Origin of the sequence: Mesorhizobium sp. M1D.F.Ca.ET.231.01.1.1, from assembly GCF_003999155.2 — a bacterium.
Taxonomy (GTDB): Bacteria; Pseudomonadota; Alphaproteobacteria; order Rhizobiales; family Rhizobiaceae; genus Mesorhizobium.
In genome coordinates, this window is the sequence record NZ_RZOZ02000007.1 from 598 (window position 1) to 17,602 (window position 17,005).

14 protein-coding genes are annotated in these 17,005 nt (G+C 63.7%); 5 read left to right on the plus strand and 9 right to left on the minus strand.

Annotated features, from left to right (window positions below; genetic code table 11):
- Positions 1-1,184, minus strand: a 1,184-nt coding sequence (hemA, locus tag EN874_RS19005; protein ID WP_127426756.1) for a 5-aminolevulinate synthase, incomplete at its 3' end; no start/stop codon positions are given.
- A 335-nt stretch (positions 1,185-1,519) separates the two neighbouring features.
- Here hemA and galE point away from each other — a divergent pair.
- Together galE and EN874_RS19015 are read left to right on the plus strand one after the other, a co-directional pair.
- Positions 1,520-2,515, plus strand: coding sequence for a UDP-glucose 4-epimerase GalE (galE, locus tag EN874_RS19010; RefSeq protein WP_127426739.1), 996 nt, complete (start codon positions 1,520-1,522; stop codon positions 2,513-2,515).
- A 215-nt stretch (positions 2,516-2,730) separates the two neighbouring features.
- Positions 2,731-3,987, plus strand: coding sequence for a D-amino acid dehydrogenase (locus EN874_RS19015; protein ID WP_127426738.1), 1,257 nt, complete (start codon positions 2,731-2,733; stop codon positions 3,985-3,987).
- A 222-nt stretch (positions 3,988-4,209) separates the two neighbouring features.
- Here EN874_RS19015 and EN874_RS19025 read toward each other — a convergent pair whose 3' ends face one another.
- The 7 genes from EN874_RS19025 to EN874_RS19055 form a co-directional block, all read right to left on the minus strand.
- A complete protein-coding gene (locus tag EN874_RS19025) occupies positions 4,210-5,568 on the minus strand; it encodes an FGGY-family carbohydrate kinase (RefSeq protein WP_127426737.1) in 1,359 nt (452 codons plus the stop codon).
- Positions 5,565-5,879 carry an L-rhamnose mutarotase gene (gene rhaM, locus EN874_RS19030; RefSeq protein WP_189394145.1) on the minus strand — a complete coding sequence of 105 codons (315 nt, stop codon included), beginning with the start codon at positions 5,877-5,879 and terminating at the stop codon, positions 5,565-5,567. The genes EN874_RS19025 and rhaM overlap by 4 nt, the downstream gene beginning before the upstream one ends.
- The gene (locus tag EN874_RS19035) at positions 5,879-6,880 is read right to left on the minus strand and encodes an ABC transporter permease (RefSeq protein ID WP_127426735.1); all 1,002 of its coding nucleotides are present in this window, start codon (positions 6,878-6,880) and stop codon (positions 5,879-5,881) included. Before EN874_RS19035 ends, rhaM begins: the two co-directional genes overlap by 1 nt.
- Positions 6,877-7,854: an ABC transporter permease gene (locus tag EN874_RS19040; RefSeq protein WP_127426734.1), complete on the minus strand. Its 978-nt coding sequence runs from the start codon at positions 7,852-7,854 to the stop codon at positions 6,877-6,879. The genes EN874_RS19035 and EN874_RS19040 overlap by 4 nt, the downstream gene beginning before the upstream one ends.
- Complete coding sequence (locus EN874_RS19045) at positions 7,851-9,410, minus strand: sugar ABC transporter ATP-binding protein (protein ID WP_127426733.1); 1,560 nt, start codon at positions 9,408-9,410, stop codon at positions 7,851-7,853. Before EN874_RS19045 ends, EN874_RS19040 begins: the two co-directional genes overlap by 4 nt.
- 84 nt (positions 9,411-9,494) lie before the next feature.
- Complete coding sequence (gene rhaS / locus EN874_RS19050; protein WP_124996133.1) at positions 9,495-10,490, minus strand: rhamnose ABC transporter substrate-binding protein; 996 nt, start codon at positions 10,488-10,490, stop codon at positions 9,495-9,497.
- A gap of 55 nt (positions 10,491-10,545) precedes the next feature.
- A complete protein-coding gene (locus EN874_RS19055; protein WP_126085918.1) occupies positions 10,546-11,355 on the minus strand; it encodes a DeoR/GlpR family DNA-binding transcription regulator in 810 nt (269 codons plus the stop codon).
- A gap of 185 nt (positions 11,356-11,540) precedes the next feature.
- Between EN874_RS19055 and EN874_RS19060 the strand changes: the two genes are divergently transcribed.
- Both EN874_RS19060 and rhaI read left to right on the plus strand, forming a co-directional pair.
- Positions 11,541-13,643 (plus strand): bifunctional rhamnulose-1-phosphate aldolase/short-chain dehydrogenase, encoded by a 2,103-nt coding sequence (locus EN874_RS19060; protein WP_127426732.1) that lies wholly within the window; start codon positions 11,541-11,543, stop codon positions 13,641-13,643.
- Positions 13,644-13,729: 86 nt separating this feature from the next.
- On the plus strand, positions 13,730-15,022 hold the full coding sequence (gene rhaI / locus EN874_RS19065; RefSeq protein WP_127426731.1) for an L-rhamnose catabolism isomerase: 1,293 nt from the start codon (positions 13,730-13,732) through the stop codon (positions 15,020-15,022).
- A gap of 210 nt (positions 15,023-15,232) precedes the next feature.
- Here rhaI and EN874_RS19070 read toward each other — a convergent pair whose 3' ends face one another.
- Complete coding sequence (locus EN874_RS19070; RefSeq protein ID WP_127426730.1) at positions 15,233-16,159, minus strand: LysR family transcriptional regulator; 927 nt, start codon at positions 16,157-16,159, stop codon at positions 15,233-15,235.
- Positions 16,160-16,266: 107 nt separating this feature from the next.
- Here EN874_RS19070 and EN874_RS19075 point away from each other — a divergent pair, with 107 nt between their 5' ends.
- A complete protein-coding gene (locus EN874_RS19075; RefSeq protein ID WP_127426729.1) occupies positions 16,267-16,968 on the plus strand; it encodes an alpha/beta hydrolase in 702 nt (233 codons plus the stop codon).
- The last annotated feature ends 37 nt before the right edge of the window (positions 16,969-17,005 follow it).

Genomic DNA, 17,005 nt, shown 5'->3' on the forward strand with positions numbered 1-17,005 from the left:
TCCCAGGTCTCGACCAGCGCATCCTGCAGTTCGGCGATCAGCGCGTCGGAATGGAACGGCGTCGGCGTGATGCGCAGCCGCTCGGTGCCGCGCGGCACCGTCGGATAGTTGATCGGCTGGATGTAGATGCCGTGGACGCCGAGCAGGCGGTCGCTGGCCATCTTGCAAAGCTCGGGATCGCCGACCAGCACCGGCACGATATGGGTGGCCGATTCCATCACCGGCAGGCCGGCCGCGGCAAGCACCTGCTTGGTCCTGGCCGCCTGGCGCTGCTGCGCCTCGCGCTCGGCCTGCGAGCGCTTCAGATGCCGGATCGAGGTGGTGGCGGCCGCCGCGATCGCCGGCGGCAGCGCGGTGGTGAAGATGAAGCCCGGCGCGTAGGAGCGCACCGCGTCGATCACGGCGCTGGCGCCGGTGATGTAGCCGCCCAGCGTGCCGAAGGCCTTGGCCAAGGTGCCCTCGATGATGTCGATGCGGTCGGCCAGCCCCTCGCGCTCGGTGATGCCGCCGCCGCGCGCGCCGTACATGCCCACCGCATGCACCTCGTCGATATAGGTCATGGCGTTGTAGCGCTCGGCGAGCTCGACGATCTGCCTGATCGGCGCGATGTCGCCGTCCATCGAATAGACGCTTTCGAAGACGATCAGCTTGGCGCGCTCGCGCCCCGCCGCCTGCAGCAGGCTTTCCAGATGCGCGACGTCGTTGTGGCGGAAGATCTTCTTTTCGGCGCCCGAGCGCCGCACGCCCTCGATCATCGAGGCGTGGTTCAATTCGTCCGAGAGCACCAGGCAGTTGGGCAACAGCCTGGCGATGGTCGAGATCGAGGCCTCGTTGGAGACGAAGCCGGAGGTGAAGACAAGCGCTGCTTCCTTGTCGTGCAGGTCGGCCAGCTCATGCTCGAGCTCGACCAGCGGGTTGGAGGTGCCGGAGATGTTGCGGGTGCCGCCGGCGCCCGAGCCCATCTTGCCGGCCGCGGTCTGGAAGGCGGCAATCACGTCCGGGTTCTGGCCCATGCCGAGATAGTCGTTGGAGCACCAGACGGTGATTTCCTGGGCGCGGCCGCCTGAGCGCCAGATGGCGCGCGGGAACTTGCCCACAATGCGCTCGAGGTCGGCGAAAACGCGGTAGCGCCGCTCCGCATGGAGCTGGTCGATCGCGTCTTCGAAGAACCGCTGGTAATTCATGTCGGCTTCCCAATTTTGCCGCGGATCATAGTCATTGGTCCTGTGCACGTCCACCGCGCCCCAACGGTCAAAATGCCACGCCCTGGGCCTGTTCCTAACGACGCCGGATCGTGGCCTATTCCCGACTGTTTGATGCGTTTTTGTTTCAGTACGATGCCTCGGACGGGAGGAACTGTTACGGACTTAACACTGCAGGAGGGTAATGCATGTCGCCCAAAAGTGCGCAGCGGTTTTGGGAGGACGACATGCATCAAGCAATACCGGCTTGCGGCGGGGTTTCCAGCACGGTGGCTGTTGAGACAGTTTCCGATAAATCTTGATCAGCGAGGTATCAGATGGCGGTTTTGGTTACAGGCGGTGCCGGTTATATCGGCAGCCACATGGTCTGGGAGCTTCTCGACGCCGGCGAAAGCGTCGTCGTGCTCGACCGGCTTTCCACTGGCTTCGAATGGGCGGTGGCGCCGGAAGCGAAACTCGTCGTCGGCGACGTCGCCGACCGTGAGCTGGTCGGCCGGATCATCCGCGAAAACAAGGTCGACGCCATCATCCATTTCGCCGGCTCGATCGTCGTGCCCGAATCGGTCTCCGATCCGCTCGGCTACTATGAGAACAACACCTGCAAGACCCGCACGCTGATCGAAACCGCCGTGCGCGAGGGCGTGCCGCATTTCATCTTCTCTTCCACCGCCGCCGTCTATGGCGGCGCCGGGCTGGAGCCGGTGCGCGAGGATGCGCGGCTGGCGCCGGAATCGCCTTACGGCCTCTCCAAGCTGATGAGCGAGTGTATGCTGCGCGACGCCGGCCTCGCGCACGATATCCGCTACACGGCGCTGCGTTATTTCAACGTCGCCGGCGCCGATCCAAAGGGCCGCACGGGACAGTCGACGCCCGGCGCCACGCATCTGATCAAGGTCGCCTGCGAGACTGCGCTCGGCAAGCGGCCCTTCATGCAGGTGTTCGGCAAGGACTATCCGACACCGGACGGCACCTGCATACGCGACTATATCCATGTCAGCGATCTCGCGGCGGCGCACCGGCTGGCGCTGCAGCGGCTGCGTCAGGGCGGCGAGAGCCTCGTCGCCAATTGCGGCTACAGCCACGGCTATTCGGTGCTCGAAGTGATCGACAGCGTGCGCCGCGCCTTCGGCCATGAATTCGACGTCCGCATGGGCGAGCGCCGCCCGGGCGACGCGGCCGCCGTCGTCGCCAATTCCGACCTCGCCCGCAAGGAGTTCGGCTGGACGCCGCAACGCGACGATCTCGACCAGATCGTCAAGGATGCGCTGGCCTGGGAGCGCATCCTGACCGGCAAGAACTCGGCACGGAGCTAGAGCAATTCCAGGAAAAGTGTGAGCGGTTTTCCGTCCGGAATTGCGTCAAAACAAGGAAATAGAGCGGTTCGCCGTTTCCGTGAAACGGTGAACCGCTCTAGGCGCGGCAAGCTGTTGGGCCAAGGGCTCGTCCGGCGTGCCGCGACGCGCTATTGAGGGTCTGAAAGGCGGCGCGTGGAGGCGCGTCGTCTGGTTGCGATCCTTGAGGGGGCGGCATGAAAATTGTGGTGCTCGGGGCCGGCGTTGTTGGCACGGCGGCCGCCTACTATCTGGCCAATGATGGCCATGAGGTAACGGTCGTCGAGCGCCATGAAGCGGCGGCGCGCGGCACCAGCCAGTCGAATGCGGGACTGGTCTCGCCGGGCGACGCCACCGCCTGGGCCTCGCCTGCGGCGCTGAAGACCTTCCTGCGCGCGCTTTGGAACCACGATCTCGGCATCAAGGTCAGGCTGCGTCTCGATCCCTATTTTTATGTCTGGAGCCTGCGCTTCCTGCGCGAATGCACGGTGGCGCGTCTGCGCGCCAACACCGACATCAAGCTCAGGCTGGCGCTCTATTCGCGCGACTGCATCAATGCGCTCTCGGACGCAACCGGCATCCATTACGACGAGCGCAAGCGGGGCATCCTCTACTTCTTCCGCTCCCAGAAAAGCTTTGACACCGGCACCGACAATTACCGCTATCTCGGCGAGCAAGGCCTGCCGATCGAGATCGTCGGCCGCGACCGTCTGGTCGAGCTGGAGCCTGGGCTCGCCGGCGTGAAGGACAAGATCGCCGGCGGCGTCTATTCGCCGATCGACCAGACCGGCGATTCCAAGCAATTCACCGACAGGCTCGCCGCCCATGCGGCCGAGAAGCTCGGCGTCAAATTCCTGTTCGGCACGACGGTCGAGGGCCTCGACATCGAGGGCGACCGGGTGCGCGCGGTGATGACCTCGGCCGGTCCGGTCACCGGTGACGCGGTAGTCATCTCCATGGGTCCGGAAAGCGGTCTGCTCGGCCGCCGCTACGGCATCGACCTGCCCGTCTACCCGGTCAAAGGCTACACCGCGACCATTCCGCTGGAGGACGAAAGCAAGGGGCCGACCATGGGCGGCGCCGACGAGGACCGGCTGATCGGCTATTCCAGGCTCGGCAACCGCCTGCGCATGTCCTCGACGGCCGAGTTCACCGGCTTCGACCGTTCGTTCAAGCCGCGCGATTTCAGAACCATCCTGGAAACCGGCAAGGACCTTTTCCCTGGCGCCTTCGACGAGAAAAAGGCTGTGCTGTGGGCAGGCCTGAGGCCGATGATGCCGAACTCGGTGCCGGTCATCGGCCAGGCGAAATACCGCAACCTCTATCTCGATACCGGCCACGGCCATGTCGGCTGGACCATGGCCTGCGGCTCGGCGCAGTTCTTGTCGGATGTGGTCGCCGGCAGAAAGCCGCAGATCGATCCGCAGGGATTGCTTTACGGGACGGCACGCTGAAACGTGCCTGATTGTCGACGCCGGCGCTGCCCCTCATCCGCCTGCCGGCACCTTCTCCCCGTTGAACGGGGAGAAGAGAGCTACGGCCACGCCGGCGCTCATTCCTGCAACGCGGATAATTGGCGAAACCGCCGGCGACAGCCTCTTTCTCCCCGTCACTATACGGGGAGAAATGCCCGGCAGGGCAATGAGGGGCGGGAGCTGACCTGTCAGAAAAAAGGGCTACGTCCGGACGGCCAGCCGCCATGCCTCTGCGTAGTCGCCCCAGACCGGCTCCGCTGGTGGTTCCGTTTGTTCGCCCTTGCTTGCTGTCTCAATGCCTTCGGACGCCAGCAGCGCCGCGCCAATGCTGGTCCCGGTCGAGGTCTCTGACGCAACGACTGGTCGTCCCGTCGCTGCCGCCAGCATGCGGATAAAAAGCCGGTTCTGCGCGAAGGGTCCCTCGACGGTCGTCGGCCCGTCGCCACCGATCAGATCCAGGCAGGTCGCGGTCATCAGCGCCAGATAGAACGAGATGGCGGCGAAGCGCTGGCCGGAACTCAAGTCGTCGGCATTGACCCACTGTGCGTCGCGATGCGGGAATGGCCCGGAACCTTGCTGAGTGGAAGGCAACAGTGAGGCTTTCTGCGCGAGCACGACGGCGACATCGTCCTCGCTCCAGTCCTGCGGCTGACCGTCGGTCAGCAGCGAGAACTCGCGCCCGCCCATGAAGCGCGCCGAAGGCACGGGATCGCCGAGCGCGTTGACGTTGACCAGCGTATCGCGGCCTGGGTCGAGCGCGACCTTCTGGCCGCCGACGGCCATCGACACCACCCAGGTGCCGGTCGAGACAACGGACAAGGGCGGCGCATCGGACAACAGATGCGGCAGCAGCGAGGCGTTGGAATCGTGCAGCCCGCAGAACACCGGCGTCTGCGGGTCGAGACCGGTCAATCGGGCGAGCGCGGGCAGGATCGGGCCGAGCCGGTCCTTCGCCGGCCGCACCGGCGCCATCAGCCGGCGCCAGCCCATCTCGTCCACCAGCGTCGAGTAGTCGGACTTCCACGGGTTCCAGAGGTCGGTGTGGCAACCAAGCGACGTCACCTCATTGGCGGCGATACCTGTCAATCGCAAGGCCCAGTACTGCGCATACATCAGGATAGCATCCGCCTTGACGAACTCGGCGGGAAAGCGCTTCTGCTGAAAGAAGAGCTGCGCTCCGATGTTCAGGCCGGCCGGCAGGCGCGGCGTGCCGGTCTCGGCAAAGGGAGGGCGGGCGGCATCATAGTCCTGCGCCAGTTCATCGATCCCGGCGAACTCGTAGTCGATCACCGGCAGCGCCAGTCCGCCTTCGGCATAGACCAGCACTGCGGTCGCGCCATGGGTGGTGATCGAGACGGCGTCGATGGCCCGCTCGCGGTTCAGCTCCGCGAGGCTATCCAGGATGAACGTCCACAGGCGCTCGACGTCGTGATGCGGGTAGGGGCCGTCCGCGACGACGGCGTTGGCCGTGCGGCGCAGCGCCACCTCTTGCATGGCGGCGAGGTCGACCAGCGCCACCTTGGCGTTGGTCTTGCCGATATCGGTGACGGCGACGATCATGCCATATGGAACATTGTTTCCAGCGGCACCGCCACCGGCTCGTTATCGGCCCTGGTTTCCATCACATCGGCCATGTGCGCCCACCAGCGCTGCATCACCGGATGGCTGGGTAGCTCGGCCATGCCGTGGTCGTCACGCCGCCACAGCACCCCGAACAGGATATTGGTCTCCTCGTCGAGATGGATCGAATAGTCGGAAATGCCGGCGTCTTTAAGCAGCGCGACCAGCGATGGCCAGATCTCGTCATGGCGGCGCTTGTACTCGGCCTTCATGCCGGGATTGAGCTTCATCTTGAAGGCGTATTTTTCCATCAGGCGAAGCGTCCTTCGCGCAGCCGCCGCCAGACGATGGGCAGCGCAATCACGATGATCAGCAGGAGGCCGATGAAGATCGACATGACGATGCCCGGCACGTTGAGCAGCCCGAGCCCAAAAGTCACCAGCCCCATGATGAAGGCGGCGAGCACGACGCCGAGGATGCTGCCGGCGCCGCCGAGGATCGACACACCCCCAAGCACCACCATGGTGATGGCTTCCAGTTCATAGCCCTGCGCGATCGATGGCCGTGTCGAACCGAGCCGCGAGGTGATCAGCACGGAGGCGATGCCGGACATCAGCCCGGTCAGGCAGAAGAGGATGAACTTGATGCGGCCGACACGCACGCCGGAGAACTGGCAGGCGACCGGATTGTTGCCGATGGCGAACACCTTCCGCCCAAAACTCGTGCGATGCAGGACGAACCAGTAGATCAGCGCCGCGACAAGGAACAGCGCCAGCTCGAACGAGAAAACCCACCAGACATAGCCCTGGCCGAAGAAGGCGAAACTTTCCGGATAGCCTTTGTAGGCCTGGTCGCCGAGGATGATGAAGGCGATGCCGCGGAACAGGCTCATCGTGCCGATGGTGACGACGATGGACGGCAGGCCGAGGCGCGTGACCAGCAGCCCGTTGAAGGCGCCGCAGCCGAGCCCGACAACGATGCCGATGGCAACCAGCACCGGCGTTCCGGCGCCGGCCTGCACTGCCATGCCCATCATCGTCGAGGCGAGCGCCACGATCGCGGCGACCGACAGGTCGATCTCGCCCGAGATGATCAGCAGCGCCATGGCGAGCGCGATCAGGCCCTTTTCGGTGAAGTTGAAGGTCAGGTCCGACAGCGACCACGGGTCGAGGAAATAAGGCGAGGCGAAGCTGTTCACCGCGAAGATGAGAACCGCGATGACGACGAGCAGAGCCTCCCAGGAAAAGATCGCCGAGGAAAGCGGTTTGTCGAGCCGGTCGGGGATGCGGCGCGGGTGAGGGGCGTCGGTCATGCCGCTTCCGCCTTTCTGAGGATGATGCGGCCCTGCCGGCGCTCGCCGCGCGCGTTGAGCACCACGGCCAGGATGATGGCGCTGCCCGAGATCGCCATCTGCCAGAAGGGCGAGATGTTGATGACCGGCAGCGCGTTGGAGATGATGCCGAGGAACAGCGCGCCGAGCACCGCGCCGCCGACCGAGCCTATGCCGCCGGCGATCGAGATGCCGCCGATGACGCAGGCGGCGATGATGTTGAGCTCATAGCCGTTGGCGACCTCGACCGAGGCGATCACGTAGCGCGAGATCCAGAGATAGCCGGCGAGCCCGCCGATCATGCCGGAAATGCAGAAGACGATGAACTTGGTGCGGCCGACATCGATGCCGGCATAGACCGACGCGGTCGGATTGACGCCGATGGCGTGGATCGAGCGGCCGATCTGCGTGCGCGTCATCACCAGGAAGAACAGCGCGATCACCAAAAGCGCGATCCACGACAGCATCGGCAGGCCGAGCAAGGCGACGCGCTGGAAATTGATGAAGTCCGGGCTCATCTGGTCGGCGTTGACCCAGGCGCCGCCGGAAACGACGAAGGTCGCGCCGCGATAGATGGTGAGCGTGCCGAGCGTCACCACGATCGAGGGGATGTTCAGCCGCCACACCAGCAAGCCGTTGATGGCCCCGAGCACCAGCCCGACCAGAAGCGCGATGACGATCAGTGCCGGGATCGGGATCGCCGGATGCGCGGCGTTGAGCATCGCCACCACCATGCCGGTGAAGCAGAGGTTGGAGGCCATCGAGAGATCGATCGAGCGCGTCAGGATCACCACCATCTGGCCGAGCGCCAGGATCATCAGGATCGAGGTGTCGTTGAACACCTGGCGCAGATTGGCCGGATCGGCGAAGCCGGGAAAACGGGTCGAGATCAGGCCAATCAGCACGACGATGCCGGCCAGCAGCCAGATTTCGCGGTATTTGAGGAAATTCTTCATGCCGCGATCCCCGCTGCCGTCCTGACCAACGTTTCGGCATCCAGGCCCTTGTTGTCGTAGGTGGCCGCGATGCGGCCCTCGCGCATGACCACGACGCGGTCCGACATGCCGAGGATCTCGGGCAGCTCGGACGAGACCATGATCACCGACAGGCCTTGCGCGACCAGCTCGGCCATGAAGCCGTGCACGGCGGCCTTGGAGCCGATGTCGATGCCCTTGGTCGGCTCGTCGAGGATGATCACCTTGGGCGCCGTCGCCAGCCATTTGGCGATGACCACCTTCTGCTGGTTGCCACCGGAGAGCGTGCCGACATCCTGGCTGAGCGATGAGGCTCTGAGATCCAGCCGCTCGGTGTAGGAGCGGGCGAGCGAGAACTCTTCCGCCAGCCGCAGCACGCCGGATTTCGAGGTGCGCGCGAGTGAGGGCAGAGAAACGTTCTGGAAGATCGGCAGGCCGATGACCACGCCCTGCTTGCCGCGCTCCTCCGGCACATAGACGATGCCGGCTTCGATGGAATCGGCGGCCGATTTCGGTGCGATCGTCTGGCCGTCGAGCGAAATGGTGCCTCGGCTCGTGCGGGTTATGCCGGCAATCGCCTGCATGACCTCGCTGCGCCCGGCGCCGACCAGGCCGTAGAAGCCGAGGATTTCGCCCTTGCGCAATTCGAAGCCGATGTCGTCGAATTCGGTCGGATGCGACAGGCCGGACACGGTAAGCACCGGCGCGCCGATCTTCGGGTTGCGCTCAGGGAAAATGTGGTCGACGTTGCGGCCGACCATCATGCGCACGATCTCGTTCTGGCCGGTGTCCTTGAGCAGGCCTTCCCCAACCATCTCGCCGTCGCGGAAGACTGTGTAGCGGTCGGCGATGCGGTAGATCTCGTCGAACTTGTGGCTGATGAAGAGCACCGCCTTGCCGTCGGTCTTCAGGAATTCGATCAGCAGGAAAAGCTCCTCGATCTCCTTCATCGAGAGCGCGGCGGTCGGCTCGTCCATGATGACGATGCGCGCATCGATCGACATCGCGCGGGCAACGGCTACGAGATGCTTGTTGGCGATGCCGAGGTCCTTCAGCCGCGCGTCGGCGTCGATATGGCCGGCGCGCATCGTGTCCAGCACCTCGCGCGCATTTTTCCGCATGGTGCGCCAGTCGATGGTGCCGAAGCGGGTGCGCGGCGCGTGGCCGAGGAAGATGTTCTCGGCGACCGAGAGGTCGTCGAACAGCACGGTTTCCTGATGGATGGCGGTAATGCCGTGGCCGAAGGCGGCATGTGCGCTGTGCAATGTCGTTGCCTGGCCGTCGATGCTGATGTCGCCGGCATCGGGCTGGTAGATGCCGGTCATGATCTTGACCAGCGTCGACTTGCCGGCGCCGTTCTCGCCGATCAATGCGGTGACCTGTCCCGGATAGAGCGAAAGGCTGACATTGTGCAGCGCGCGCACGCCAGGGAAGCTTTTGGAGATGCCGGAAAGCGTCAGGCGGGGGCTGACGATCTGGGCCGGAACCGAAGGCTCGGGCCGCTCCGTCTCCACTTTGTGCTGGGCTGTCGTGTCCATATCCGTGTCAGGCCCTGAGAGAAGGTCCGTTTGAAGATGCGGCGGGACAATTGTCCCGCCGCATGAGCTTGAAGTCGACCGGGATCAATAGATCTTGGAGAACTTCTCGATGTTGGTCTTGTCGAACTGGAACGGCGGAGCCATCGCAGCCGAGTTGGTGTCGTCGAGCGTCACCTTGCCGACGCGGCCGATCGATAGTGTGGCGCCGGGCTTGGCCTCTTCCTTCTTCACCGCAAGATCATGGGCGAGGTAGATCGCCGAGTAGCCGAGGTCGATCGGGTTCCACAGCGCCACCGCCTGGCTGGCTCCATTGTCGATGAACTTCTTGAACTCCGAAGGCAGCGCCAGGCCGGTGACGTTGACCTTCCCGATCAGGTTCTCGTCGGTGACGACCTGCGCGGCGGCAACGACGCCGACGGTGGTCGGCGCGATGATCGCCTTGAGGTTCGGATAGGACTTCAACAGGCCCTTGGCTTCGTCGGTGCTCTTGGCCGAGTCGTCATCGCCATAGACGGTGGCGACGAGCTTGATCTTCGGGAACTTCTCCGGCAGCACTTTCTTCGCCGCCTCGATCCAGGCGTTCTGGTTGGTCGCGGTCGAGGATGCCGACAGGATGGCGACATCGCCGCCTTCCGGCAGGTAGTCGGCGGCGAGCTTGATGATGGTCTCGCCGATCAGGTTGGTGTCGGACGGGTTGAGGTGGAGCTGGCGGCCTTCCTTGGCGACGCCGGAATCCCACGAGATCACGGTGATGCCGCGATCCATCGCCTTCTTCAGCACCGGCACCAGCGCGTCGGCGTCATTGGCCGAAACGGCGATCGCGTTGACCTTCTGCGCGATCAGCGAGTTGATCACCTCGATCTGCGCTTCGGCGGTAGCCTTGGTCGGGCCGGTATAGATGACGTCGACATCGCCCAGCTCCTTGGCCGCTTCCTCGGCGCCCTTGTTGGCGGCGTCGAAGAAGCCGTTGCCGAGCGACTTCACCACCAGTGCGATCTTGACGTTCTCGGCATAGGCGGCATTCACGAACATGGCGGCGGAAAAGGCCGCCGTGACCAGCAGTTTCTTCAAAAAGCTCATCGAATATCCTCCCTTGAGCGTTGCATTCCATCGCCGCTGCGGGCGCGAGTTTTCCTCAGGCCTGCAGTGAAGATTCTTCCTTGTCGCTTGACGGCTTACGGGCGACCACCAGCGTCACGCCTGCTGTCTCCAGCATCTTGGCTTCGCGGTCCTCGATGCCGTCGTCGGTGATCACGGTCGCGATGCGCGACAGCCCGCACAGGATCAGGCTGGAGCGCATGCGGAATTTCGAGGAATCGACAAGCACCACCAACTCGTCGGCCTGGTCGATCAGCTTCTGCTCGGCCTGGATCAGCAGCGGATCGCCTTCCATCAGGCCGAGCGGCCCCAGGCCTTGCGCGCCCATGAACATGCGCCGCGCGTAGAAATTGCGCGTCACATCATTGTCGAAGGGCGACAGGATGATGTTCTGCTCGCGATAGATCGTGCCGCCCGACAGCATCACCGTGTTCTTCGAGTGCTTGAGCAGATGCTCGGCGATCGGGAAGGAGTTGGTGAAAATCGGCATGCGGCGGCCGGTCAGGTAATGCACCATCTGGAAAGTGGTGGTGCCGCCATTGATGATGATCGGCTCGCCGTCCTGGCAGAGGTTCACCGCTTCCCGCGCGATAGCCCGCTTCTGCGCGGCGTTCAGCGTCTCGTTGACCGAGAAGGGCCGCCCGGCCAGGCCGATGAACTGCGGCGGCGAGATCGCCTCGGCGCCGCCGCGCACCCGGCGCAGGCGCTTCTGCACATGCAGCGCCGCAATGTCGCGCCGGATCGTCGCCTCGGAGGAGTCCGTCAGGTCGACCATTTCCTGCACCGTCACCACAGGCTTTTCCTGGACGGCGGACAGAATGATCCTGTGGCGCTCTTTTTCGTGCATGGTTCCTCCCTGCCTAGCCATCAGGCACCAGAAAACGCGCAGTGTCAATCATTTCCGATCAAAGATTTTCATTGTGCAGTGCAATATGATCGATATTGATCGTTTGTGATTGACAAGCGCGCCCGTTGCGTAGACATTCCCGGCGAAAAGGACTGCGCCTTTTTGCGTCCCAAGGGAGGATACCTATGCTCGAAAAGCGCTCCGGCTCGCGCCTCGCCAATCTGTGGGACGATGCAAAAGCCGAAGGGATGAGCGGCCCCGAGCTCCTGGTCTATCGCTCGAACACGCTGGGCTCCGACAAGCGCGTCACCAACTATGGCGGCGGCAACACCTCGTCCAAGGTCTGGCAGAAGGATCCGCTGACCGGCGAGGAAGTCGAGGTTCTGTGGGTCAAGGGCTCGGGCGGCGACAGCGCCTCGATCAAAAAAGACGGCTTTGCCACGCTCTACATGGACAAGCTGCGCGCCCTGAAAGGCCTCTATCGCGGCCTCGCGCATGAAGACGAGATGGTGGGTTATCTTCCCCACTGCACGTTCAATCTCAATCCGCGCGCGGCCTCGATCGACACGCCGCTGCACGCCTTCGTGCCGAAGCCGTGCGTCGATCACATGCATCCCGACGCCATCATCGCCATTGCCGCCGCCAAGGATTCCAGGGCGATCACGAAAGAGGTCTTCGGCGATGCCATCGGCTGGCTGCCGTGGAAGCGGCCGGGCTTCGAGCTCGGTGTCTGGCTGGAGAAATTCTGCCTCGAAAACCCGGACGCCAAGGGTGTCGTCCTCGAAAGCCATGGCCTGTTCACCTGGGGCGACACGCCGAAGGAGTGCTACGAGACGACGATCTCGGTGATCAACCAGGCGATCGAGTGGTTCGAGCGTCGGTCCGAGGGCGTGGCTATTTTCGGCGGCGAGGTGGTCAAGTCGCTGGACGCAACGGCGCGGCGCGCCATCGCCGCGAAGCTGATGCCGTGGATCCGCGGCCTGATCTCGGAGAAGAGCCACAAGCTCGGCCATTTCGACGACCAGCCCGCCGTGCTCGAATTCGTCAATTCGAGGGATTTGCGGCCGCTGGCAGCACTGGGCACCTCATGCCCTGACCATTTCCTGCGCACCAAGATCCGCCCGCTGGTGATCGAATTCGACCCGGCGAAACCTGACGTCGACGCCGTTATTGCGCGTCTCGCCGACGACATCGCCGAATATCGTGTCGGCTACCAGGCCTACTACGACAGCTGCAAGCACCCGGACTCGCCCGCCATCCGCGATCCCAATGCCGTTGTCTATCTGATGCCTGGCGTCGGCATGTTCACTTTCGCCGGCGACAAGGCAACGGCCCGCATCTCCGGCGAGTTCTACGTCAATGCCATTAACGTCATGCGCGGCGCTTCGACCGTCTCGTCCTATGTCGGCCTGCCGGCGCAAGAAGCCTTCGACATCGAGTACTGGCAGCTCGAGGAAGCCAAGCTCCAACGCCTGCCGAAGCCCAAGGCGCTCGCCGGCCAGATCGCGCTCGTCACCGGCGGCGCCGGCGGCATCGGCCGGGCCACCGCTGACCGGCTGCTGCGCGAAGGCGCTTGCGTCGTGCTCGCCGATATCGATGAGGCGGCGCTTGGAACCGCCAACAATGAACTGTCGAAAGCCTACGGCAAAGACGTCGTCCGGTCGGTTCGGATCGACGTGACATCCGAAGACCAGGTGGCCTCCGGCTTTGCCGAGACCGCAGTCGAATTCGGGGGCATCGACATCCTGGTCTCCAACGCAGGCCTTGCCTCCTCGGCGCCGATCGAGGAAACGACACTCTCGCTGTGGAACCGGAACATGGACATCCTGTCCACGGGCTATTTCCTCGTCTCGCGCGAGGCCTTCCGGCTGTTCCGCGCCCAGAAGATCGGCGGCAACGTCGTCTTCGTCGCCTCCAAGAACGGCCTCGCCGCCTCGCCCAACGCCGCCGCCTATTGCACCGCCAAGGCGGCTGAGATCCACCTCGCGCGTTGCCTCGCGCTGGAAGGCGCGGAGGCGCAGATCAGGGTCAACGTCGTCAATCCGGACGCCGTGCTGCGCGGCTCCAAGATATGGAGCGGCGAATGGAAGGAGCAGCGCGCCGCCGCCTACAAGATGTCGACCGACGACCTCGAGGAGCACTACCGCTCGCGCTCGATGCTGAAGCGCTCGGTCTTCCCGGAGGATATTGCGGAAGCGATCTACTTCTTCGCCTCCGACATGTCGGCCAAGTCGACCGGCAACATCATCAACGTCGACGCCGGGAACGCGCAGAGCTTTACGCGCTAAGCTCCCTTCTCCCCGTTCACGGGGAGAAGGTGCCCGAGGGCGGATGAGGGGCGGCGCCAGCCGACGAGTACTGGGAGGAAACTACAGTGTCCGAATTGATCATCTCGGCCGACCTTGTCGAAAAGAGCAACGCCGCGCGCAAGGCCGATCTCAAGCGCGACTACACCTCGCTCGGCGAGCGCCTCGACCGGCGCGGGATCGCCATCGACGCCATCCGCGACAGGATCGAAAAATTCGCCGTGGCGATCCCGTCCTGGGGCGTCGGCACCGGCGGCACGCGCTTTGCCCGCTTCCCCGGTCTCGGCGAGCCGCGCGACATATTTGACAAGATCGAGGACTGCGCCGTCATCAGCCAGCTGACGCAGGCGACGCCGACCGTCTCGCTGCACATCCCGTGGGACAAGGCCGATCCGAAGCGGCTGAAGCAGGCGGCCTCACGCTTCGGCCTCGGCTTCGACGCCATGAACTCGAACACCTTCTCCGACGCCGAGGACCAGAAGCTCTCCTACAAGTTCGGCTCGCTGTCGCATGCCGACGCCGGCACTCGACGCCAGGCCGTCGAGCACAATCTCGAATGCATCGAGATCGGCAGAACGCTCGGCTCGAAGGCGCTGACGGTGTGGATCGGCGACGGCTCGAATTTCCCCGGCCAGGTTAATTTCGCCAGGGCCTTCGAGCGCTACCTAGACGCCATGCGAGACATCTATGCCGGGCTGCCGGACGACTGGCGGCTGTTCACCGAGCACAAGATGTACGAACCGGCCTTCTATTCGACTGTCGTGCAGGACTGGGGCACCAACTACCTCATCGCGAAAGAACTCGGCGACAAGGCTTACTGCCTGGTCGACCTCGGCCATCACGCACCGAACGTCAACATCGAGATGATCGTGTCGCGGCTGATCCAGTTCGGCAAGCTCGGCGGCTTCCACTTCAACGATTCCAAATATGGCGACGACGATCTCGATGCCGGCTCGATCGATCCCTACCGGCTGTTCCTGGTCTTCAACGAGCTGGTCGATGCCGAGCTGACCGGCGCCAAGGATTTCAATCCCGCGCATATGCTCGACCAGAGCCACAACGTCACCGACCCGATCGAGAGCCTGATGCTGTCGGCGGTGGAGGTGCAGCGCGCCTATGCGCAGGCGCTGCTGGTCGACCGCAAGGCGCTTGAAGGCTTCCAGGAGGCGAACGACGCGCTGATGGCGACACAGACTCTGAAAGCCGCCTACCGCACCGATGTCGAGCCGATCCTCGCCATGGCGCGATTGCGCACCGGCGGCGCCATCGATCCGGTCGCCGCCTATCGCGAGGCCGGCTACCGGGCGAAGGTCGCGGCGGAGCGGCCGGCGGTGGCCGGCGGTGGTGGCGGGATTGTCTGAGGCCTAGACCATTCCAGGAAAAGTGTGAGCGGTTTTCCGTCCGGAATTCCGTAAAAACACGGAGATAGGCGTTTCGCCGTTTCCGTGAAACGGTAAAACGCACTAATTCGACTCTTCCGTCGATTCGACGGAGGCGAGGGCGGATATCGCGCCATTTCGCAGTGCCAACGGAGAGCTATCCCGGGGGCCGGGCGCGTTGTACCGAGAACTCTATGAAAGAGCATCAGCGTATCGGATGATACTCTGATTTTGAACGCTTTCGACCAATTCATCTGCGCGAGATAGTAGTCGGCGGAGCAAGGGCGACGAATTTGCCTCGCTGTATCCCAAGGTGAGATCAACGGTCGGAGGCTCACCCTCCAGCGCCCTGGCAACAACGTTTGGCGCCAGCATGTTTTGCGCATAAAGCGGGACAAGAGTGACTCCGCCTGTGGATGCGACGAGCGACATTGCCGACGATATATTCTCGCCTTCGTACTTTGCCTTCAGCGTGATCCCGGTCCTTGATGCGTAATCCTGGATCACAGATTGTAATATCGGAGATGTTCTCGACGAGCTGACGTAAACTTCGTGGGCCAGATCCTGCGGCCGAATTTTCTTGCGCGATGCCAAGGGGTGGCCTGCCGGCAGCACGGCGATCAGAGGCTCCTTCGCCAACAATTTGAAGGATAGACCCAAGCTCTGTTTCTCGGGGCGAAGGAACGCTAAGTCCAGCTTCCCGCGCATTAGCGCAAGGGCGAGTTCCGGGGAGGACAGGCTACACAGCGTAACTTCGGTCTCCGGTGCTTCCTGGCGGATGATGCGCAATAAGTGGGGTAGCCACATGACCTCCAGTCCAACCAGAAAGCCCATTGCAAGTACAGGCCTTTCCGGCTCTGCGGCCCGCCGGGCGGCATCAGTCGCGGCATCGACCTGCAGCAGCGCCAACCGTGCGTGATCGAGGAAGACACGCCCAGCGGGAGTGAGCGCCACGCCGCGCGCCTGCCGCTCCAGCAGCTTCACACCGACTTCGGCTTCCAGATCGCGAATCTGCCGGCTCAAGGACGGCTGCGAGGTATTGAGCCTCCGCTGGGCGGCGGTCAACAAGCCGCCTTCCTCCGCGACCGCAATGAAATAACGCAGATGCCGCAGTTCCATCGATCCACTCGCTATGCCTTCGAGGCATAGGTCGAACCTACAAGGTATTTGTCGCCGGTAGAAGGGAGATTTACCGTCTCGCAGAGATCAAAGAAGGAGAATGCAGAATGTCTACAGCGTCCAAGCCTACGATCGTGTTCTGCCACGGCGTCTGGGCCGATGGCTCGTGCTTCAGCAAGGTGATCCCGGCGCTGCAGGCGGATGGTCACGAGGTCATCGCGGTACAGTACAGCCTCGAGTCCTACGAGGAGGATCTGGCTACCGTGAAGCGGACGCTCAACCGCGTCGGCAGTCCGGTATTGCTCGTTGGCCACTCTTACGGCGGCGCTACCATCACCGGCGCGGGCACGGACGATCGCGTCGTCGGCCTCGTCTACATCGCGGCGGTCGCGCCCGACGCGGGCGAGACCGTGCAGGATCAGCTCGACAAGTACCCGACCGACATCTTCAGCCACGTGGAGGTCGCCGACAATCTGGTCTGGCTGCTCCCCTCCGGCACCGAATTCTTCGCGGGCGACCTGCCGGAAGACGAGCAGAAGCTGGTGTGGGCTACGCACTTCCCCCTGCATGCCGACTTGTTCAATGAGCAGAAGCTCACCGCCGGCCAGGTCGCCTGGCGGAGCAAGCCGAGCTGGTACGTGCTGGCTACGAAGGACCACACCGTGCATCCCGAGCTCCAGCGCTGGGTTTCGAAGCGCATGGGAGCGACCGTCACCGAGGTGGCGAGCAGCCATGTGCCGATGCTCTCCCAGCCCACCGTCGTCATCGATGCAATCCGAAAGGCTGTGGCCGCTGTTCAAAACTGCTGAGAATGGCCCAGCCGTCCGATGGATTTGATGAGACCGC